Annotated in this window: 13 protein-coding genes; 5 read left to right on the top strand and 8 right to left on the bottom strand. The window is 59.8% G+C overall.

Translation table 11 applies throughout. From position 1 onward, the window contains the following. The first annotated feature begins 9 nt into the window (after window positions 1–9). The 3 genes from E5S66_RS13285 to E5S66_RS13275 are packed head-to-tail and all read left to right on the top strand — an operon-like array spanning window position 10 to window position 2,098. The gene (locus tag E5S66_RS13285; protein WP_138349984.1) at window positions 10–282 is read left to right on the top strand and encodes a hypothetical protein; all 273 of its coding nucleotides are present in this window, start codon (window positions 10–12) and stop codon (window positions 280–282) included. Further along, window positions 279–566, top strand: coding sequence for a hypothetical protein (locus E5S66_RS13280; protein ID WP_342777298.1), 288 nt, complete (start codon window positions 279–281; stop codon window positions 564–566). The genes E5S66_RS13285 and E5S66_RS13280 overlap by 4 nt, the downstream gene beginning before the upstream one ends. Further along, the gene (locus E5S66_RS13275; protein ID WP_138350013.1) at window positions 563–2,098 is read left to right on the top strand and encodes a PepSY-associated TM helix domain-containing protein; all 1,536 of its coding nucleotides are present in this window, start codon (window positions 563–565) and stop codon (window positions 2,096–2,098) included. The genes E5S66_RS13280 and E5S66_RS13275 overlap by 4 nt, the downstream gene beginning before the upstream one ends. 331 nt (window positions 2,099–2,429) lie before the next feature. Here the strand turns inward: E5S66_RS13275 and E5S66_RS13270 are convergent, their stop codons facing one another. From E5S66_RS13270 to E5S66_RS13240, 6 genes are all read right to left on the bottom strand, one after another. Continuing rightward, complete coding sequence (locus E5S66_RS13270; protein WP_138349982.1) at window positions 2,430–3,197, bottom strand: hypothetical protein; 768 nt, start codon at window positions 3,195–3,197, stop codon at window positions 2,430–2,432. Between the two features lie 297 nt (window positions 3,198–3,494). Next, the gene (locus E5S66_RS13265; protein WP_138349980.1) at window positions 3,495–5,459 is read right to left on the bottom strand and encodes a lipase family protein; all 1,965 of its coding nucleotides are present in this window, start codon (window positions 5,457–5,459) and stop codon (window positions 3,495–3,497) included. A 1,275-nt stretch (window positions 5,460–6,734) separates the two neighbouring features. Then, window positions 6,735–9,725: a type I restriction endonuclease subunit R gene (locus E5S66_RS13255; RefSeq protein ID WP_138349976.1), complete on the bottom strand. Its 2,991-nt coding sequence runs from the start codon at window positions 9,723–9,725 to the stop codon at window positions 6,735–6,737. A 2-nt stretch (window positions 9,726–9,727) separates the two neighbouring features. Then, entirely contained in the window at window positions 9,728–10,909 is a 1,182-nt protein-coding gene (locus E5S66_RS13600) for a restriction endonuclease subunit S (protein WP_212745369.1), read from the bottom strand. Beyond that, a complete protein-coding gene (locus E5S66_RS13245) occupies window positions 10,902–12,437 on the bottom strand; it encodes a type I restriction-modification system subunit M (RefSeq protein ID WP_246037247.1) in 1,536 nt (511 codons plus the stop codon). The genes E5S66_RS13600 and E5S66_RS13245 overlap by 8 nt, the downstream gene beginning before the upstream one ends. Continuing rightward, window positions 12,425–13,915: a type I restriction-modification system subunit M gene (locus tag E5S66_RS13240; protein WP_138349974.1), complete on the bottom strand. Its 1,491-nt coding sequence runs from the start codon at window positions 13,913–13,915 to the stop codon at window positions 12,425–12,427. The genes E5S66_RS13245 and E5S66_RS13240 overlap by 13 nt, the downstream gene beginning before the upstream one ends. A 148-nt stretch (window positions 13,916–14,063) precedes the next feature. Here E5S66_RS13240 and E5S66_RS13235 point away from each other — a divergent pair, with 148 nt between their 5' ends. After that, window positions 14,064–15,647, top strand: coding sequence for a competence protein CoiA family protein (locus E5S66_RS13235; protein ID WP_484421929.1), 1,584 nt, complete (start codon window positions 14,064–14,066; stop codon window positions 15,645–15,647). A gap of 325 nt (window positions 15,648–15,972) precedes the next feature. Beyond that, complete coding sequence (locus tag E5S66_RS13230; protein WP_138349970.1) at window positions 15,973–18,609, top strand: AAA family ATPase; 2,637 nt, start codon at window positions 15,973–15,975, stop codon at window positions 18,607–18,609. 587 nt (window positions 18,610–19,196) lie between these two features. Here the strand turns inward: E5S66_RS13230 and E5S66_RS13225 are convergent. Next, the gene (locus E5S66_RS13225) at window positions 19,197–19,577 is read right to left on the bottom strand and encodes a hypothetical protein (RefSeq protein ID WP_138349968.1); all 381 of its coding nucleotides are present in this window, start codon (window positions 19,575–19,577) and stop codon (window positions 19,197–19,199) included. Window positions 19,578–19,646: 69 nt separating this feature from the next. Further along, on the bottom strand, window positions 19,647–21,878 hold the full coding sequence (locus E5S66_RS13220; protein ID WP_212745368.1) for a heavy metal translocating P-type ATPase: 2,232 nt from the start codon (window positions 21,876–21,878) through the stop codon (window positions 19,647–19,649). Between the last annotated feature and the right edge of the window lie 8 nt (window positions 21,879–21,886).

Here is a 21,886-nt window from a genome sequence, read left to right as displayed (position 1 = left end):
CACGCCACGATGATTGCCATCTGCCTATTGCTGGCCGCCCTCGCCGGTCTGTGCTTCTACTTGGGGAGTCCGCACCAGCGGCTGTGGCCGGCATCGCGGATCCGGGCACGGACGCTGCGGATCTCAGGATGGGCCGGGCTCGCGCTGTCGCTGGCCGCGGGCACGCCGCAAGCAGGCGTATGGGCGGGGCTGTTCTCGGCGCTGACAGCGTTGATGGCGGCGCTGGTCGCGCTGCCCTATTTGGATGCCGCGTGCCGGTTGCGCGCGGAGATTCAACGATGAGGCACTCGGCGATGTGGCCGCGCTGGCTGGCGCTGGGCCTGCTGGGCCTGCCATTGACCATCGGCATCGTCGGCGTGTTGGCGCTGGCGACGCCAGGGCCCGCATCTATCAGCGCACTGCCATGGATGTTGTTGGTGTTCCCGGTCTGGATCGGCGTGATGGTGCTGCCTTTCGTATTCTCCAGCGGCCGCCTTGCGTGGGTATGGCTGTGCTTGGCCACCGCTACCAGCCTAGGGCTCCTGTACGGGCTGAAGGCGCTAGGCTGGCTGGAGGTGGCCGCATGAAGCCTGCGACTCTGCGCAATTTCCTTCACTTGCACACTTGGGTGGGCCTGCTGTCCGGCCTGGCCCTGTTCATCGCCTTCTATGCGGGCGCGATCACAGTGTTCTCGCACGAAGTCGGCGACTGGAACCGACGTGGCGCGCAGGCGCGGCTCACACCGGATCCGATCGAGCGATCCCAGCAGCTGCTGGATCGGCTCCTGCGTGAGAAGCCCCAAGCCGCCGAGAGCATCTACATCGTGCTACCCGGGGAACACGGCCCGCAGCCGACGGCTTACTGGTACGAAGCGGCCACTGCCCAGTCGCACAAGTTCGCCTTCGACGACCACGAAGCGTTGCGCGAAAGCGCGTTCGGCGACGCCTTCATCGAGTTCATCTACGACCTGCACTTCACCGCCGGCCTGCCGAAACCCTGGGGCACCTACCTGTTCGGCATTGTCAGCCTGCTCTACGGGCTGGCGCTGGTCAGCGGCGTGGTGATCTACGCACCGAGCTTCTTGAAGTCCCTGTTTGCCTTACGGTTGGGTCGGAACACAAAACAGCTGTGGCAGGATGCGCACAACGCCATCGGCATTCTTTCGTTGCCGTTCCATGTGGTGTTCGCCTGGAGCGGAGCGGTGCTGACAATCGGCCTGCTGCTGTTGCTGCCGTTCAACGCGATGGTCTACGACGGCAAACTCAATCAGTTGCTAGAACGCGACTATTTCGGCGCGCCGCAGAAACCGGCCGCGGGCGTAGCGAAGCCGACCCTGCCACTGCACGAGCTGCTGACGCGCAGCCAAGCCGCGATGCCGGGACTGGAGATCGAGGGCATCGGCATCACCCAGGCCGGCGACGCCAATGCGCAAGCTACTGCCTACGGGATCATCGAGCAACGCCGGCTCAACACCCTGGGGGCGGTGGTGCTGGATGCCACCAGTGGACGCTTGGTCGCGTCCTATGCGCCGACCACGATGACTCCAGGGATGTGGATGCTGCGCGGCCTGCAGGCGTTGCATTACGGCAGCTTTGGCCACGAAGCGATCAAGTGGTTGTACTTTGCGTTGGGGCTGGCGGGCGCCTTCCTGTTCTACAGCGGCAACCTGTTGTGGATCGAGGCACGGCGCAAGCGCCGGCAACAGGAACAGCCGCGCAGCGCTCGAGTGATGGCTGCGCTCACCTTGGGCGTCTGCCTAGGCTGCATTGCCGGAGTCTCCGCTGTATTCATCGCTGGCGCACTGTGGCCGGGCTGGCGGGTGGCACCGCTCTACTTCGCGGTGTTTCTGGCCTGCTTGGCTTGGCCTTGCCTGCGCCAGCCGGCCCGCGCGGCGCAGGAACTGCTATGGCTCTGCGCAGCGCTGACCGCCCTTATCCCGGTGGCGGGCTGGATCGGCATGCGCGAACACCTGTTCGCCGCCGCTTGGCACGGGCACTGGCACCGCTTCTTCGTCGATGCCATCGCGATGGCGATGGCGCTGACCTATGCCGCGATGGCGCGAGGTGTACACAAGCGCGCCACTCAGGGCGATCCGAACAGCGTGTGGGCGCTCCGATGAACCTTCGATCTAGCATGGGTCGGTCCCAGTCGCAGCCTTGGGTCAGAGGACGGCAAAACGTCACGACCAAAATCGGCCAGAAACGGACCGTCCACTCCGCGACTGATTGCGCACTGCATGCGCCGATGGATCTAGAGAGGTGGGCTAGCGGTCGGTGCCCGTAAAGATGAATCCCCGCAGCCAAGACAACATCTTGGCTGCGGGGCTTTAGTCCAACTGGGCCTCAATCGAGACGACGGCTATTCTTGATCATCTGGTAGTAGGTCGCAGCTCCCGCCTTAGTCAGTCCGGCTTTCGCCATGAAGACCTCCACGATTTGCTTGCGAGTGGCCTATTTCGATTCATCAACAGGCACTGGGCGCTCCCTCACACCTCCACCCTGTTCTTTATATCGTTCCCAGGATTTTTTAAGCATCTCGTCAAAGCGTTTTCCGCTTGCACCATCAGCCATTTCGAAATCAGTAGGCCAGAGAACTATCGGCCCCGAGAATACCCCGTCACCATTCCGTGCTGGTAGCAATCTCAGCGTGCCCTTCTGACTATCTTCGACTTCCAGTTTAAATGAAGAATAGACTGCTCTTTGATTGCTGACGATGTCCCAAACGTTCCCAGAGAAAGCCCCCAGTGCGTTCACTTTTCCGTCAATCATAATTCTCGACCACGGAAATGGACCACTTTCCATTGATTTCGAAACAATTTCGCCACTGAAACGACCGGAGCCGTCGTAACCAATATCAAGCTGGATTTCGCCCACATCCTTCTGTTTCTCTTCGGTGCCGATTAGATTGAGCTCTTTCCATGATGAGGGATCGCTGGAGAATCGCCCCACAAACATCTTGTAGTTCAATGCCCAAGAAGAAACCGCTTCCGTTGCTTTTGGTGCATTACTTGTAAAAGAGACGATCTTGGATGGAAGCTCTAGTAATCCGAGAAATAGACTTACAAACCAGCCAGAGAGAAGGAACAGGATTTTTCCTGTTCGCAACCACGGATGCTCCATGCGTATCGGCAGCAGCTCGGTTCCTTGGCGTGCGTGGTCCCTTTTAAGTTGAGGTGTCGCTTTGTTAGGTCTTGGCGACCGGGCTTGCTTCTTCTTCATCGGCTCACCATTAAGAGATCCTTCCATGGACAAACATCGATCTTGAAGCAAAAACATTCACTTATTTCGAAGTAAGGCGCAGAACGAAAGTTTTCTGCATGGACCGAAATAGGCGTCCATTGAGTTGGCAGCAGACTACTAATGACAAGTAGATCATCGACTTACGTGCCGCGCCAAGTGACCGCTTTGGGTCAGAAGCCGTGCCTTCCCTGCGCCCGATAAATCGACCTAATCCCACCATCGGGAGTCAACGTCCCGCCAACAGGATGCGGGCCGAAGTGTACTTCGGAAACCGATCTACACCTTCTTCCAAAGTGTGCGCACTGCATCCAGTCGCTCCAGGCATTCGATGTAGCGCGCCATCCCATGATCCGCCACGCGCTCGCGCACATGGTTCTTTGCGAGCGTGTCCCAATCTTCACCGCCCGCCGCGACTTGCCCGAGCATCGGCGTCAGTTGTTCGGCTATTCGCTCCCACAGTGTCCTGTTCTGATGCAAACGCCCGCTCGCATCAAAATACCGGACGTTGCCTATATGGGAGTAACCCATCGATTTGGGCGGCGGGACAAGCGGCACGATATCGCGATCATTGACATATCGAAAGATTCTCTGCGCCAATTCAATGGGAACACTCTTTGCCCAGCCATCATTCCCGACCCGCGGTTGGCCAAAGGTATACACCCCCGCTACTCGAACACCGACGGTCTCGATCGCTTCCAAGCGATACGCCGCCAGAACCGCAAGCGCACCGCCGAGACTGTGCCCGGTAAACCACACTGGCAGAGCAGCGCGTGTCACATAGTTCAACAAGTCTGGCCACACGTGCTCTAGCGCTGCGTGAAATCCGGAATGAATCCCGATGCTTTTATCGTCCTTCCCCCAAGGACTTTTTTTCTGCCGAGCATTCGCATCTGTCAGCCAATCCTCGAGCTTGGTCTCGGTCCCTCTAAAGGCCACGATGCACACCTCTGGCCCCGTAAACACAAAACCTTGAGTTCCACCCGCCTCGAACGGCTGCGCAGACAGACGATGATGCTGTAACAACGAGCTTCCTTGCAGCGCCGCTGCGTCGCTGTAGGCGAGGTTCGCCAGATGCGCGAGCCAGAACGCATGCACATTGCTCTCCGCAAAGCGAAGCGGTTGGAACCCACCCAAGCGTTCCACTTCAAGCGACTCGAGATCCAGCGGCTCATGCGCCAACGGGGACCGCGGCGCCAAAGACTCAGCCCTCGACGACGATCCCTGCTTTTCGAGTTCCGCACGATTGGCGTCAATAGTGCCGGCCCTCAAGGTCAACATCTTCTTGAGCGCACCAAACCAGAAATCCGCTCCAAGCCCAATCGCTAGGATCGTCAATAGCCATCCGACGATCGCCCACACTAGCGCCGAAGACCCCCATAGCTGCCGCCCCTGACTGTCGGCCCATCCAAGCAAACCGGTCCCTGTCGGACTTTTGAGCACACTGTCCCGGAACTCCTTCAGGGGTACGCAGTCACGAGGACCTTCAGGGCATGCGGCAAAGACCTGCTCGGCCATCGCCAGATTCTGGGCGCGGAATGATGGATAATTGTAAAGGGACGATGCGAGGCGAATAGTGTCCGCATTGGTTGCCAGGACCAAGATGAGGCCTGCCCCATAGAGCGCGAAACGGACACGTCGCTTGAACTCACCCGTCGTCCGCTCCATGGACTGTGCGTACCATTTTCGAAGCTCAGTACTCAGCGCTTCCTGAGAGCCACCCGCACGAACGCTCATCGCCTGCCACAGCACCGCCAGATCATTGGGAATCGCGTCGGGCGCGGCGTAGTCGGGCTCAAGCTGCCACGGCAATTCAATTCCCTGCAGCCAATCCAAGATTACATCAGCGAAGACCTGATCAGGAATCTGAGAAGGAAGCCGCCTAGCATTCATCGAGCGTGCGATGAGCATAGCTTCGTGGCGCGATGTGGAGGTAAAGACGCCCCACCCGAGCCACTTTCGCCACAATGCTCCTAATATGGGTGCCCGATCAAATTTTCCCCCCCATGCTGACCGCGCAGGAAGAGAGGCTTTACCGCTAGCGAGATCGCAGATGCGGCGATCCTTATAGAACATATCGACCAATCGTTTCCCAAGGAGCACCCGGAGCTTGTTATGTAAGAGACGGCCTCGCCACTGACGCCATTCGATGACACCCTCCACTAATGCAGTCGCGCAAAGGCTGAGCACCAGAAACAAAAAGGTAAGACCAATAACGACTTCTACGATTGGCGAATCGAACATCGTGCTTCCTCCAAGTCCCTGCGCGATATTTTGAGATCTTCGCGATCGAATGCATTGCAAAGAATGAGCAGAAAAGGCGTACTGGATCTAAGTGCTTGCGGCCGATCGCTCTCATTCAAACACTATTACTGCTGGTCGTCGCACCGGCGCGATCACTTCGTTGATCGAGGAGGGCTGTTGATCGCAGGCCATCGCACCCCAGCCACGTGCCGTGATCTTGTTTAGGGCCCGCATCACCGGTAGATGCCCGTTCCCCAAGCAATGCTTGTTGCGCCAGGAGTTGCCGTGCTCCCGCCTCGCCGTTCGATCCTCATCCTCGCATAGGCCCGCTTGGCGCCGCCATCCGATGCGGCCCGAGTCGGCATCCTGCTGGTAGTTGGCGGGTGGGCACTCCGCTTAAGGTGGTGGTAGATGTCCGCTTAGCGTCGATAGCAACCTCCAGAGCACTAATTTAGGCGCGCATCAAGATATTTCCTTACTGCGGCCATTCCATCGACGCCCTCCTCCGCCACCGGGTCGATCGCGGATTGTCCAGCAAACAGTGGCGCGCTGCTGGGGCACATCATCCAGCCGTCGGCTTGGAGCTCATTAGGAAAGATCGTGTGCAGCGCCGTATAGATGCCAAGAACGTAGCTGATGCGAATAAGCACATCACGGGGCGCGTGGGCACAGTCGCCGCGACGCCATGAGTCGAGAGTCCTTTGATCTGGCCAACCAAATAGTGGGCGCTGTTGTCCGGGGGACATCTGCCACTTCTCGGATATGCGAAAAAAGTCCGGAGGCCAGGACCCGCCAACTCTTGCTCGGTCATAGGTCTGCTGCGATTGCGCGACTCCGAAGGGAAGTCAGCCTGCGGGCTTGGAAGGCGTTTAGCAACCTTCCAACATGGCAGCGCCGCCCCTAAGGCGGCGCTGGTGGTGACGCACTTTGTGCGAGCTGTTACTCCCGCTGCCCCCTTCACGGCGCGCTCCGTGCTGACAGAGTGCGGGATCCGATCTGATTCCCTTCTGGGTGCGACTGCGTAACCACGAGGACATGGTGCTCTGATGGTGCGCGCGTCGCCATAGGAGAGTGGCGCGTAAGCGTGTAGGATTTTTCTGAAGGGTCCCGACGAGAGCGTGCTAATGAGCCCTCTCCGAAAGAATGCATGGAAGTGATTGGCTCCGCGGCAGCAGGTCGCAGCGTGCTGCACGCTTTGCTGTGAGTCCGAGGTGACCCTCCCTACCCCCGATAAATCTCCCTAATCGCTTACCCGACGCCTACCGCGTAAGCCCGTTAGTAATACTGCCGGATGTAGCTGTAGGCCTTCTCGAACAGCTCTTCATCCGCATGCAGCTTGTATTTGAAGAGGGCTTTGCGCAGGGCCTTCTTGACTTCACGCTCACCGGCCTGCGTGCCTTGCCAGCCCGGGAAACGGACCAGTCGCACAATCTCGTCGATGTCCGCGACCACGCGTTCGACCATGATGGGCGTCTCGGCGGTCTTCACCTCGTTGAACAATTCGGTCAGCGCCGCCTTGCCGCGATCCTCGTCCTCTTCGGGCGGGACCTCCTTCTCGGCTTGCAGCGTCTCCTTGGCGATTTCCAGTAGCTGCTTCAGAAATTCGACACTGTTGATCTGGCCAGACTCGAACCGGTCTTTCAGCGCATCAAGCCGCTCCGACAGCTTCTTGAACTTGGGGTTGCCGCCATGCCCGCGCAGCCTGCGCTTGAGCTTGATCTCGATCTCCTTGGCCTTCTTCGGGTCGGGGTTCGACAGCACGGCCTCCAGCAGATCAGCGTCCAGCACCAGGGTGTCGAGGTCATCCCGCACGGCGTCCACATGCACGTTCTGGTGGATCAGCTCGATGGTCTTGGCGCCTAGCGAGTGCCAGATCAGCTTGCCGTGGCCACTGGAGGGCTGCACCGACTGGTACACCTGCGACAACCACTTGTAGTCCTTTTCGAAGGGGCCCAGAACGGTGTCCGGTGACAGCGCCTCCCAGATCTTGTTGAGCACGCTGTACTCAGCAGCAAAGTTGTCCCGCACCTCATTGTTGGGTAGGCACTGCTGCGCGGCGATCAGGCCCTCATATCCCTGCAGGGTGCGGTCGCAGCCAGCGAAGAAGGCCAGACATTTCTGCATCGCCTCAGGCAGCTTGTCCTTCAACTCCTGGATGTTGCTGACCACCTGCTTGACGCTCTGGTCGTCGAACTCCAGCGCTGCTGCCACATCATCGAAGATGCCGAGGTAGTCGACGATCAGGCCGTGGGTCTTCTGCTCGGAGTAAGTGCGGTTCACCCGGCAGATGGCCTGCAGCAGCGTGTGGTCGCGCAGCGGCTTGTCCAGGTACATGGCCTGCAAGATCGGCGCATCGAAGCCGGTCAGCAGCTTGGCCGTGACGATGATCAGCTTCAGAGGGTCGGCCGGGTCGCGGAAGCGATCGAGCAGCCGTTCTTCCTCATCGCGTGAACGGTCATAGGCCGCGTACTCTGGATGCTCTTTCTTATCGGACGCCTGCACCGACATCACTATGTCCGTGGCCTCGGGCGGCAGCAGCTTGTCCAACTCGGTCTTGAACAGCAGGCACGATTCCCGGTCAAAAGTGACGATCTGCCCCTTGAAGCCATTGGGCTCCACCTTGGTCTGGAAGTGCTCAACGATGTCTTCGCACACCTTGCGGATGCGCTCTGGCGTCTTAACCAGCACGGCCATCTTGGCGGCGGTCTTCGCGAGGTTGTCCTTGTCGAGATCCGACAGGCCGCCGGTCAGGTCTTTGTAGGCGGCGTCCAGCGCGGCCTTGTCGATGTGCAGATCGATCAAGCGCGGTTCGAAGTGCAGTTTTAGCGTGGCGCCGTCGCGGATCGATTCCTCGAAACCATAACGGCTCATGTAGCCCTTCTCATCCTCGTCGGCTCCGAAGGCATAGAAGGTGTTGCGGTCGGCGCGGTTGATCGGCGTGCCGGTCAGGCCGAACAGGAACGCGTTGGGCAGCGCCTCTCGCATCTTGCGGCCCAGGTCGCCTTCCTGGGTGCGATGCGCTTCGTCCACCAGAGCGATGATGTTGCTGCGGTCGTTCAGGCTGCCTGTGGCCTCGCCGAACTTGAAGATCGTGGTGATGATGATCTTGCGCACGTCCTGAGCCAGCAGCTGCTGCAGCTTCTCGCGGGTATCCGCCTTTTCCAGGTTGGGAATGTCCGCCCCGGTGAAGGTGCCAGTGATCTGGGTGTCCAGATCGATCCGGTCCACCACAATCAGCACGGTGGGGTTCTTCAGGCCGGCATGCATGCGCAGCTTCTGCGCGGCGAACACCATCAGCAGCGACTTGCCCGAGCCCTGGAAGTGCCAGATCAGGCCCTTCCTGGGGTAACCTGCCAGCACGCGCTCGACGATCTTGTTCGCCGCCTCGTACTGCTGATAGCGGCAGATGATCTTGATGCGCTGCTTTTTCTTGTTGGTGGCGAACAGGGTGAAGCTGCCGAGGATGTCCAGCACCACATGCGGGCGCAGCATGCTCTCAGCGGACAGCTTGAGCGACTTCAGCGGGTGGTGCTGGCCATCGTCGCCATCACCATCCAGATGCCACGGCCCCCAGTCCTTGACCGGCAGGCCGATGGACCCGTAGTGGTAGGCCTTGCCTTCGGTGGCCACCGAGAACACGTTGCAGACGAACAGCTCGGGTACGAACTTCTCGTAGTCGTCGTGCACCTGCACGGCGCCATCGACCCAGCTAATGCACTTCTTGACTGGCGTTTTGGCCTCGATCAGTACCAGCGGCAAACCATTCACCAACAGCACCAGATCAGCCCGGCGCTCGGTGGGGCCAGCGCGGTAGCTGTACTGCTGGGTGACGATGTACTGGTTCTGCGCCAGATCATCCAGGTCGATCAGCCGCACCGGCACATGCTCGTTGTTGTGGCCGAAGGGCATTGAGCGCTCGCCACGCATCCACGCCGTCATTTCCTCGTTGGCCCGGATCAGACCATCGGAGCGCACCGAAAGCACGATGGCGCGCAACTTGTAGAGCACTTCATCCGCACGGTCGGGTTGAGCGGCAATCTCTGAGTTAAGGCGAATCAGCGCATCGCGCAGCCAAGGTTCGACCAGTACCTCCTGAATCTGGCGCGGCACCTCAGCAGGGGCGGCGTAGCGCCAGCCGATGCCCCTGGGGCTCGGACCATAGCTGGATTGAGGCTCCTGAACGGTGTTGGCCGGTACAGCCTTGGTCGGGCCTGTGAGCAGGTCGCGGACGTAGGCTTCGACGGTGTTGGATTCGGTGAAGCTCACAGTCAGGCCTCCCCAAAGGCTTTATTCAAAAATGACCGTTTGATTGACGAGACAGCGCCCCTACGCTTGTCAAGTGCCTTCTTGGCGCGTTCTATTTCTTCTATGGCTCGGCCAATGTCCTCTTGTTGGCCCTTATCGAGGCGGACCATCGGCGCCGAAAGAAATTTCTCTTGAGAAATATTCTTTGCTTCCGTTCCTGAGCACAGGGCTTCGATGTATGAGCGGAACTTCGGCAATTTTGTCCAAGCCAATATGAATTGCTTTGGAGGTGCGTCAGCAGTGAAGTGCAGCCTCCATGTTTTGTCACACAACATTAGATTGTTGGGCGTAGACTCAACGATGCAGGTACGAGCAACGCCCTGCGGCTGGGCATTGGCTCTTGTTACCAGGAAATCGCCAATTTCGACGGTTGCTTCAGGGATGAAATCATTCGGGTTCAGTAGCGCTTTGTTTTCCTCTGGGCAGTAACCCTGCGAACCGACCGCGCTCACCTTCAATACACCAAGCTCGTGAGGTTTAGCGCGCAACGATGAAGCTTTAGGGCTCTTGCCAGCTTCAATGCTTTTTACGACGCTTTTCATAGTCGTCATGAGCCATTTGTCATCGTCTCCAAGAACGGATTGAATGGCTGAGCGCTCGGCAATAGCCAACTCCCTTTGCGCAGAATCAAGTTCGTGACGAAGTTCGTCGATCGATGAGAAAGCGGTCGCTAGGCTAATTTGCTCGCCCATCGACGGCAGCGCAAACTCTTGCGCTGCCATTGTTTTCCAATTGATCGTGGGAGATAACGAACCCACCGAGATCTCCACTGCCCGGTTCATGAACAGATCACTCTGCATGAAGAACGGTAGAAACTCGGGCAGCACCACGTCGGGCTTGGCTCGCAGCACCATCGCGTGTGCCGAACAGATACCGTCGAACTCGGCCACACCCAACTTGCGTTGATACGCGCGACGGCGACCAAAAATGATGTCGCCCTTCTTGAACATAAGCTTTGTGGCTTCAACTTCATCTGGCGTGCCCCAGCGCCGAATCTTCAAGGAATCGGCATCCAGATGTTCCAGACCAACGTAATGCTCCATGCCCGACTCGGACGGGTTGTCGATACGGACATTGACGTTCGTCGCCATCTGATCGAACCGCCAGACCTTCCAACCTGGCTTCAACTTGTTGTTATCAGACACGCTCGATGTCCTCCGTAATCAGTCCATCCAGCGTTTCCACCAGCGCATCCATCTGTTGCCAGAACGCACGGCCATCGGTTTGCCATTGGTCCCAGGTAGAGCGCAGCGATACCGCGTCGCCATTGCAGTCGGTGGCGATGGCGGCGGCAATGCGCTTCACGTACAGCGGGATTGAGAGGTTGCCCGCATTGGCACCGATCTCGGCCAGGGTGGCGACCTTGGCGAAACCGGGCACATCGGCAAAGGTTTTGTACGCGGTCAGGATGCGCTGTTGCTGCTCGGGCTTCAGAAAGCTCTGCGCCCGTTCCCGGGTGACCTCATTCACCGCGTCGATGAAGATCACCTTGCCTTTGCGAGCGGCGGCCTTCTTGCGGTTGCAGATGACAATGCACGACTCCATCGGGGAGTTGTAGAACAGGTTGGGGCCCAAGCCGATGACGGCCTCGACCCAGTCCTGCTCGACCATCTTGGCGCGCATGGCCTGTTCTTCATTACGGAACAGCACACCGTGGGGCCAGAGCACGGCACTACGCCCCTTGGCGGTAAGGCTAGTCAGGATGTGCTGCTGGAAGGCGTAGTCGGCGCGGCCCTGCGGCGGCGTACCCAGCGAGTTGCGGCCCCACTTGTCACTGCTCCAGGCCTCGCGATTCCACTGCTTGATGGAGTACGGCGGGTTGGCCAGGATCACGTCGAACTGGCGCAGGCGGTCGCCTTCGATGTGCTTGGGTTCGGCCAGGGTGTCACCCCGGATGATCTCGAAGTCCTCCACGCCGTGCAGGAACAGGTTCATGCGGGCGATGGATGAAGTAATGAGGTTGCGCTCCTGCCCGTAGAGCTTGAGCGTGCGGTACTCGCCGCCCGAGCGCTTCACTTCGTCCAGCGCCGAGATCAACATGCCACCGGTGCCGCAGGTAGGGTCGTAGATCGACTCGCCTGCCTGTGGCGCCAGGAGTTGCGTCATCAAGTGGACGACGGTGCGGTTGGTGTAGAACTCAGCCGCCGTGTGGCCGGAGTCGTCCGCGAACTTCTTGATCAGGTATTCGTAGGCGTTGCCGAGCTCGTCCTCCGGCACGTTGGCCACCGAGAGTGTCTGCGTCGAGAAGTGCTCGATCAGGTTCTTCAGCGTTTCATCGGGCAGGCGCTCGCGGTTGGTCCACGGCGCATCGCCGAAGATGCCATCGAGCAGATCCGGGTTGGCGGTCTCAATGGCGCGCATGGCTTTCTGGATGGCGGCGCCCACGTTTTTGGGTGCCTGGCGCACATCGTTCCAGTGCGCGCCCTCAGGAATCTGGAAGCGGTGGTTCTCCGCGAACTGCGCGTAGGAGAGGTCGCCGCCTGAGTTGGCCAAGGCCGCTTGGTATTCCTCCTCCCACACATCCGACACGCGCTTGTAGAACAGCAGCGGGAAGATGAACTGCTTGTAGTCGCCGGCGTCGATGAGGCCGCGCAGCAGCACGGCGGCGCCCCACAGGTAGCTTTCGAGTTCTTGTTGGCTGATGCGTTTACTTGGGTGACTCATTTCAGCCATCCCCCTTCAGTCATGACCTGTGCGATCCGCTCTTCGGCTTCACGGCAGCGGGTGAGCGCGTCCTTGAATGCCGTGATGGCGTCCGGCAGCGGTGGGATGTCTTCTTGCAATGGCGGCAGGACATAGCGCGAGATGTTCAGCGTCCAGTCCTCGGCTTTGATCTCCTCGAGGCTGACCACGCGGACCGCGTCCTGCACATCGGCAAAACCGCGATACCAGCCGAGGATCTCGGCGGCGTGCTCGGGTTCCAGATAGTTCTGCGCCCGCCCACGACGGAACAGCCGTGACGCATCGGCGACCAGCACCTTCTTCTTGTGCTTAGCTGGCTTGCGCTTGCGCAGAACCAGGATGCAAGCAGCCAAGCCAGTGCCGTAAAACAGGTTGGGCGCCAAACCGATGACAGCTTCGACCAGATCCATTTCCAGCAGCTTCTGGCGAATGCTGCCTTCCACGCCTTTGCGGAACAGGGCGCCCTGGGGCAGCACCACGGCCATCCGGCCGCTGACGTCGGCCATCGACTTGACCATGTGTTGTACCCAGGCGAAGTCACCGCTGGATGAGGGTGGCAGGCCGGCAAAGTTGCGGCCGAAGGGATCGTTCAGCCACAGGTCCTCGCCCCACTTTTCCAGCGAGAAAGGGGGGTTGGCGATCACGCAGTCGAAGGTGGCCAGTCGGTCGACCTCGAAGAAGGCCGGGTTGCGCAGCGTGTCGCCGCGCACCACCTGGAAGTCTTCAATGCCGTGGAGGAACAAGTTCATCCGCGCAATGGATGAGGTGGTGAGGTTCTTCTCTTGTCCGTACAGCTTGCCCCATAGCCGCTTCACGTCGCCATGCTGTTCCTTCACGTGCTGCACAGCGGCCAGCAACATGCCGCCGGTACCGCAGGCCGGGTCGTAGATGGTCTCGGCTTCTTTGGGATCGAGCATGTCGATCATCAGCCGCACGACGCTGCGCGGGGTGTAGAACTCGCCGGCCTTCTTGTTGGTGGCGTCGGCGAACTTCTTGATCAGGTATTCGTAGGCGTCGCCAAGCAGATCCGAGTTGACGTTCTTGTTGCCAAACGGCAGCTTGGAGAAGTGCTCGATCAGGTCCTTGAGCAAGGCATCAGACAGCCGATCCTTGTTCGACCACTGAGCATCGCCGAACACGCCGTACAGGGTTTCGGGGTTGGCCTTCTCAATCTCGCGCATCGCGCGCTGAAGGGCCGTCCCGACATTGCTGGCCTTGGTGCGAACGTCGTTCCAGTGGCAGTCTTCCGGGATCTGGAAGCGGTGCGATTCCGGGAACCAGGCCAGTTGCTCGTCGCCGGTCTCATCAACGATCTCCTGGTACTCCTCGTCCCAAACGTCGCAGATGCGCTTGAAGAACAGCAGCGGGAAGATGTAGGTCTTGAAGTCGGCCGCATCCACTGGGCCGCGCAGGATGTTGGCGGAGGCCCAGAGGTGGGCCTCCAGCTGGCTCAGGGACGTTTCGTTCATGCCCCGCCCTGCTGAATTGCCCAAGATAAATCAAAGACTTGAATCAAATTCTGCACGCGATCCCCCTTGATGAGCCCCATTCTAGGCCGGGGTGTCTCATTGGGCGAGATGCGCTTTTTTATAGAATCACCCCAGGGAGAGGGGGGCGATGGCAGGGCAAGCCGGGCGCAATGCAAACACCGCTGGATTGAAAGTGCCCTTCGGAGAGCACGACGGGGTCTTGTACCCTCCGTCGGCGGTGGACAGTGGACTGGCCTGCGGTTGCTACTGCCCGGGTTGCGGCCGGCAACTAATGGCCAAGAAGGGCGCAACCCAGCGCTGGCACTTCGCTCACCACCACGGCGGAGGCGATGAGCACTGCTACGAGACGGCCGTACACAAGATGGCAAAGCAGGTCCTCCTCGCCGCAGGTCAGATTCAGCTGCCCAGTTGGAAGCGCATTGCTGCCTGCCCCGACCTCGACCACCAGATGCACCAGGAAGCCCTGAAACGCCCCGCACGCCTATGGGAATACACCCAGGCCAAGGAGGAGGTCTGGATGGTCGGCATGCGCCCAGACGTGGTGCTTGAAGATAACCAGCCCACTACGGTGCCGCTGCTGGTGGAGGTCAAGGTCTCCAACGCCGTCGGCCACGATAAGGCCGCCTTGGTACGTAAGCGCGGCTGGGCCATGATTGAGATTGATCTGTCCCAGCTGGATGCCGACGCGGTGCTCGACGATGCGTTTGAGCGCACCGTGCTCCGTGAAGCTCCTCGATTCTGGATTCATTCGCCGACGGCCGAACGCAAGTTTGAGCAGGTCTTGGCAAATCTCGAGCAGCAGGTCGCTAACCGAAACGCCCGGATCCTGGCCGAGCGCGCCGAGCGTGACGCGGCCCGGCGCAGCTGTGAAGCCAAGCTGGACGCAGACAGTCAACGCAGGGAGCGGTTCCGCCAGAAGCTCCGTGCCCCGCACCTGAGCGATCTAGAGGCACTCGTCGAACTATCCTCGCCCTCGGCCGCGCGGGAGCAGCTGTTACGGCTGTCCGCGCGGGATGCGCCGGCGATCAGCCTAGCCCGCCGGCGCTACCTGGACAACGCCCCCCTCCCCCCCTTTCTCGCGCAGCTCCCGACCGGGTGGCAGCTGATCGACGCCCACCCCCATCTGTGGCAGCTGACCCTGTGGGGGCAGTTCGTGCGTGGCCAGCCCGTGGGTACCCGAATCCAGACCGGAAAGTGGGTCCCGCATTTAGGCCGGATGTTTGGCTTCAATGTCCCGCTGAAGCGACTCTTTGACGCCCAGCAGCGCGATTGGCAGCAGGCCCGGGCAAAAGGCTATCCGCGCCGATACCCATATTCGGCTTCCTTCTTCGAGGACTGGGAGAACGAACTGATTCCCTCCCCCTTTGACTTGGTCGGCGATCTAGCGGATCAGCTATGGGCTGCCTCGCTCGTCGAGTTGCAGGAGATGGGCGTGTACGAGGTGATAGCAACTGAGCCGGACCTGACCGCCTTCATGCCTAATCGTCCCGTCCGAACGACGGAGCAGAGCCCGGCGTTACCTCCGCCGCCCGAGATTCTGTCGGAGCGCCATGAGCGCATAGTCGCCGAGCAGGTCGTCAAACATGAAGGGCTAGCCGAGCCGTACCTCGTCTGTGTGATCTGCGATACCCCACTCTCTCTCGGCAACCGATGTGGGTGCGGGACTAGCCTAAAGCCTAGGGTCGTGCAGCCGACGTCGCCGAGTTCATGAAGAAGATCCCAGGTGATGCACGGACTTGTCGGTAGCCGACAGGGGTGGAAGGCGAACTTCCTTACCCCCGATAAACATCCCTAATCCCTCCCCAACGTCCGCTACCGGCCAGAAGCGGACACAGGAACTTGCTGTCGCGCCAGCATCATATGAGCCCCGGAGGCGCTGGGATGTAGGAGGGAAGGTCTCGTTGTTGGATCGGCAAAGTAGGTATGGCGGGGCTCACTGGCTGAGAAACGGCGCCCGGGACGGTGAAATTGGTTCCTTTCAGGGTTAGTCTGGGTATAGGGGAAAGGTCCATGTCCGGACCTGCGCACTGATTGCCATGGAATTGTTAGAAGAACTACTGGAGATGTCAGCCGGATGGCCGGCTTGGCAGAGCGATGCGCTGAGACGCATCTTCGCTGTGGGCGAAATCAGGGAGCGTGATCTGGTCGATATCCGGGCCATGTTGGAGGAAACGGAAGGCGCTCCCAGCCCGGTCCCATTGGACGCATGCCATATACCGACGATGGGGAATGGTCAGACGACCGTGCTGCTGGAACTGAGAGATCTCCAGCACGTTAATAGGTTTGCCCCAGGCAGCGGAATGCAATTCAATCCCGATGGCCTGAACATCGTGTTCGGGACCAATGGTGCAGGCAAGTCTGGCTATTCTCGAGTCTTGAAGCGTGCGTGTCGGGCTCGGCGCTCAGCCCCTGTCTTGTCCGACGCCTATGCCGATACCCCTGGCACACCCAGCGCCACGATCGTGGTGCTGGATGAGCAAGGTAACCCGCGGCTCTACGATTGGCAGGAAGGACTAGGTGCCGACGCCCACCTGGCAATGGTGGCTGTATACGACAGCCATTGCAGCGAGGACTACATCTCCGAGGAAGGGACCTGCGACTATCAACCTTACGGACTCCCACAACTGGGGGAACTTACTCAGGGAATGATGCGATTGCAGGCGACCATTAGGCACGAACGCGAAGCGATTCGCCTGGATGCATCCCCGTTCGCAGGTCTCAAGGGTACGCACCCCGTCGGTCAGGCCATCCAGGCCCTGTCCGCAGACACTGATCTTGACCAGATCCGGCAATTGAGTGTGTTCAGCCAAGAACACGAAGACCGCATCGTCGAAATCGATCAGTTGCTAGCCAACCTAGATCTTGAACCCTTGGCTAGAGCAAAGGATGGCTTGGCCACGCGCCTGGACCAAGCAGCCTCTAAGTGTCGAAGCATTGAAGGCGTTTCCTCGGATCGGGCCGTGGACAGGCTTCATGAGCTGCATGCCGCGGTCCTTGCGGCTATGGAGGCAGATCGGGTGGCCCAGGCACTTCTTCACGTCGAAGGCGACGAGGAGCTTACGGGCACGGGTAGCGACACTTGGAAGACACTTTTCACGGCTGCCGAAGCGTTCTCGGCGCAGGTCTACCCCCACGCTGAGCACCACCCTTCAACCGACGACGGGGCGCACTGCGTTCTGTGCCAGCAGCCGCTTGCCGAAAGTGCCAGGGAGCGGTTGAACCGCTTCCGCACCTATATTGCGAGCGAGGCGGCAACCGCGTTGAATACCGCCGACACGGCGCTTTCCAATGCGGCCCAGAAGGTTGCACAAGGCATCACTGAAGTCATCGACGAGGCGACTCTTGGAGACTTGCAGGAACTTGATGCCACCATTGCCGACCTGATTGAAGTTCACCGGAACGCGTGGTCTGCGAGGCAAAAGTGGACCGCACAGGCATATGCGACGGGCAACTGGAGTTGCCCCCGGCCTATACCGGCACCGCAGCCCGCCTTGTCGGCTGCCCTTGCCGAGAAAGCTACTGCATGCCTTGCCAAGGCGGTTGAGCTGCGCGCTGCAAAAGATCAGACACGGATCCAGGCACTTACCGATGAGAAGACCAACTTGACGGCCAAACGGGGTTTGGCGGCGGCACTGCCATTGGTCGAGCAGTATGTTCAAGACGCGCGCAAGGTCAGGCACCTGAGATCATTGGAGGATCAGCTTCAAACTAAGACCTTGTCCGTCCGCATCACCAGGATGTCTCAACAGCACATCACGGAAGAATTGCTGCAAGCCATGAGGCAGGAGCTTTTATGGCTCGGCGCGAGAACACTGAAGCCGGCTTTGAAATCTCGCACGCAGTATGGCGAAAACATGATCAGCTTGACGTTGGAGAACACCAGTTCTCCCCCAGGAACGATCTTGTCAGAAGGCGAACAGCGGGCAATGGGATTAGCCATGTTTCTGGCCGAAGTGCAGCTTCGGGCCGATAAGTCCACGTTGGTGTTCGATGACCCTTCAACCTCTCTGGATCATCGCTTCCGCAAGAGGATGGCCAGACGATTGGTAGATCTGGCAAAGGAACGCCAAGTTGTCGTCTTTACCCATGATGCCGTGTTCCTGACAGAGCTACGAATGGCCGCAAACGGTCAGGAGTTGGTGCCCACGCTTAAAACCGTAGAGTGGGCAGATCAGCGGCCAGGGGCAATCATTGAAGGACTGGCGTGGGAGAACGAGAAGTTCTTCTCCCAGCTGGATCGCATCCAGAAAGAAGCGATTGATCTTGCCCGCAACTGCAATGACCAGCTCAACGATGCGGAAAGTCGCAAGGTAAGAAGCCTTTACGCGATGCTACGTGGCGCGCTTGAGCGTGGCATCCGTGAGATTGTTCTGTATGACACGGTCCATCCATTTGCTGATCAGGTCAAAATCGAGAACGTCGGTGCCGTCATTGGCTTTTCCTTGGACGACTGGAAGTCCATCGTGGAGCTGCATGATGAGTGTAGTGGGGTGATTGCCGCCCATGACACGCCATCTGACAGTCAGCAGGAGATCCCTCATCCTTCGGAGCTTGTAGAGAAGCTGAAAGCTATCCGGCCTGTGTTCGAAGGGTGCAAGAAGCGGAATTCGGATTTTGATACCACGACACTTAAGCCGCATCGAGAAAAAAGGAATGCACTTCGCAAGGCCTGACTGCCCTATCACACGCCATTGAGATCCAGGTGCCGAATGGTAAAGGGCAACTACACACCCGAACAGATCAAGGTCATCGAGCGCCGGCGGCCATGTGGTGGTCTCCGCTGTAGCTGGGTCAGGCATAACTAAAGGGGTGCCAAGGACAGTTTCTAGATAGTCAATCACTCGCTGCCGATGTCCGCTTCGGGTCGGAAACGGTCATGCCAATCTAAGCTGTCTAGTCTTGGTCTAACTCGTAACCGCTTTAATCCTAGGCGCTGCACATATCTCGTCTAGTCCCGCCCCGCGGTTGCGGCAGATCGTTTGCCGCGCACCTGACTTAGGGGCTGCGTGCAAAGGGCAGGAGGACCAGTGTCAGCAGCGATAACCCTGCCCCCATCCAAAAAGTCCACGCAGGCCCTCGCTGGTCCCAGAGCCAACCCTGGCATCGCTGAGATGGCGACCAATAGACACAGCACCGGCACGCGGTAACGCTCGCGCGTGGCAACGCCAAGGACACGGGAAGACATAGAACCTCCGAATCAACAAACACAAGCAAATAGCGCATTGGCGCCAGCGCGAGATTGCGTCCTCGATTCGGGGGGCTAGATCAGAAAACTACAGAAACGCAGTCGAGGCGGTGGATCCGATCGGACGATCGGAATCTCCGTTTGTAATGCGACCTGAGTCACCGGTGTCGCCAAGACGGGGGCAAAGGCCAGCGGCGGCAATATCAACGCCGGCACGGATAACTGAACGTGGTCTGCGGCGGTCGTCAGATCCGGGACACAGTGCTTCTCGCACAGGGCTGGATTGTCCTGGTCCGGTTGCATGCCCATCTCGGCGCAGTGCTCGGCCATTGCCGTCATCTCCGGCGGCATCTGTTCCATCGGACAGACATACGCCGCCAAGGCGACCTGCTGGAACAGCAGGCACAGGACCACCACAAGGGCCATACGTAAGCGGTGGCGGGCTCTGTGGATCATGAGGAAGATCCTACTCCAGTCGGACAGCAGCTAGGAAATAATGGTGTATCAGGCAGCCCGACCGAGTCTTCATTTCCCGAGGTCCTTGGAACCAGACCGCAATAAACGCAAGCCGTTGAAGATCACCAGCAGGCTAGCTCCCATATCGGCAAAGATCGCCATCCACATGGTGGCGCTTCCGAAGATGGCAAGCACCAGGAACACGGATTTGACGCCGAGCGCCAGCACGATGTTCTGCAACAGAACGGTCCGAGTACGCCGCGACAGCCGGATTGTTTCGGGAATGCGTCGCAGATCGTCATTCATGATGACGACGTCGGCCGCTTCCATGGCAGTGTCGGTCCCCGCGCCTCCCATGGCGAAACCCATGTCTGACCGCGCCAGCGCGGGCGCATCGTTGATGCCGTCTCCGGTCATCGCAGTTAGGCCGTAGCGCTCTTGCATTTCCTCGATGGCGGTCAGCTTGTCCTCGGGAAGCAGATCGCCCCGGGCGTCATCAATGCCGGCCTGGCGCGCGATGCTTTTGGCTGTGGCCGTGTTGTCGCCGGTCAGCATCACCGACGACACACCCAGCGCATGCAGTTCCGTGAGCGCCTCGCGCGAACTGTCCTTGATCGTGTCGGCCACCGCGAAGATCGCCAAGACCTGGGTTTCCGACGCCAGCAGCGTGACGGAACGTCCCTCGGCTTCATGCACCGCGAGCCGCGCCTCGATATCCGGGCTGCACTGATTGCGCTCTTCGATCAGGCGATGGTTGCCTAAGACGAGTGTCTGACCATCGACGCTGGCGCGGACGCCACGTCCGGGCAACGCGGTGAATTCCTGCACATCACCCTCGCCCTTGGCCAATCCCTGAGCGATGGCCTTGGACACGGGATGATCCGATTGCCCGGCGAGAACGGCTGCCCAACGCAGGACCGATTCCTCAGACACTTCTTTCGCCAATGTCTCGGTCGCGACTAGTTTGGGTTTGCCTTCGGTGATCGTGCCGGTCTTGTCGAGCGCGATCGCCTTGAGCTTGTGGGCACCCTCCAGATAGATACCGCCCTTGATGAGGATGCCGCGCCGCGCTGCAGCGGCGAGACCGCTGACCACGGTCACGGGTGTCGCGATCACCAATGCGCACGGACACGCGATCACAAGCAGCACCAGCGCCTTGTACAACGACTGCGACCATGTCCAGTCCATCAGCCACGGCGTGAGCAGGGCCACCGCGACAGCCAGGGCAAAGATCGCCGGTGTATAGATCGCGGCGAACCGGTCGACAAACTGCTGCGTAGGGGCACGGCTGCCCTGCGCTTTTTCGACTGCATCGATGATGCGCGCCAGGGTTGTATTGTTGGCGGCTGCGGTAACCCGCATCTCGATCATGCCGGTGTCGTTGATCGTCCCGGCGAACACGGGGTCGCCCGGTGCCTTGTCGACGGGAATGCTTTCTCCGGTGACGGGTGCCTGATTGATCGCGGTGTTGCCCGCGGTGATGACGCCGTCCAACGGTACACGTGCGCCCGGTTTGACCCGGACGATCGTTTCCAGAGCAACCTCGGTCGCGGCGATTTCCTTCCAGTCGCCCCCGGCCTCACGTACCTCCGCGGTGTCGGGGGCGAGATCGAGCAAGCTCTTGATGGCGTTGCGTGCGCGATCAAGTGCCCGGCCCTCGATTAGTTCGGCAATCGCGTAAAGCGCCATCACCATGGCCGCCTCGGGCCATTGACCGATCAGGAACGCCCCGGTAACCGCCACTGCCATCAATGCATTGATGTTGAACTGTCCGCGACGCAGCGCGGCCAGGCCTTTCTTGTACGTCGAGAGGCCGGCCAGACCGATGGCGGCGGCGGCCAACGCCATGCCCAGGACTTTGAACGCCAACGTTTCCGGGGCGAAAAAGGCGAGCAATTCCGCAGCGATGGCGAGCGCCAAGCCAAATCCTAGACGCCACAGTCCTCGGGAGACAGGTGCAATTGCGCCCGGAGCTGGGCCATCGTTTGCAACCGGTTGGGGATCGAACCCGGCTTTACGGATCGCCAGCAACGCCTCGGGTATCAACGCCTCCGGGGCGTCGATGGTGACGATGCGTGCGCCCAACTGGAAACTGAGCCCGCGCACCCCGGCGACTGGCGCCAGAGCACGGCGAATTTCGCTTTCCTCGGCCGCGCAATCCATGGTGTCGATGCGGAACGCCGTCCCCTTGCCTACCGCCGCCGTTTGAGCTTGTGCCGGAGGAGGGCCAGAATCACAACAATGGTCTTTGTCTGTGTGCGCACCAGTGGCGCCCGTATCGTCGACTTCATTTGTACTCACAAACTTCT

Source organism: Thermomonas fusca, from assembly GCF_005862345.1.
GTDB lineage: Bacteria > Pseudomonadota > Gammaproteobacteria > Xanthomonadales > Xanthomonadaceae > Thermomonas > Thermomonas fusca.
This window is presented reverse-complemented; position numbering and strand designations above follow the sequence as displayed.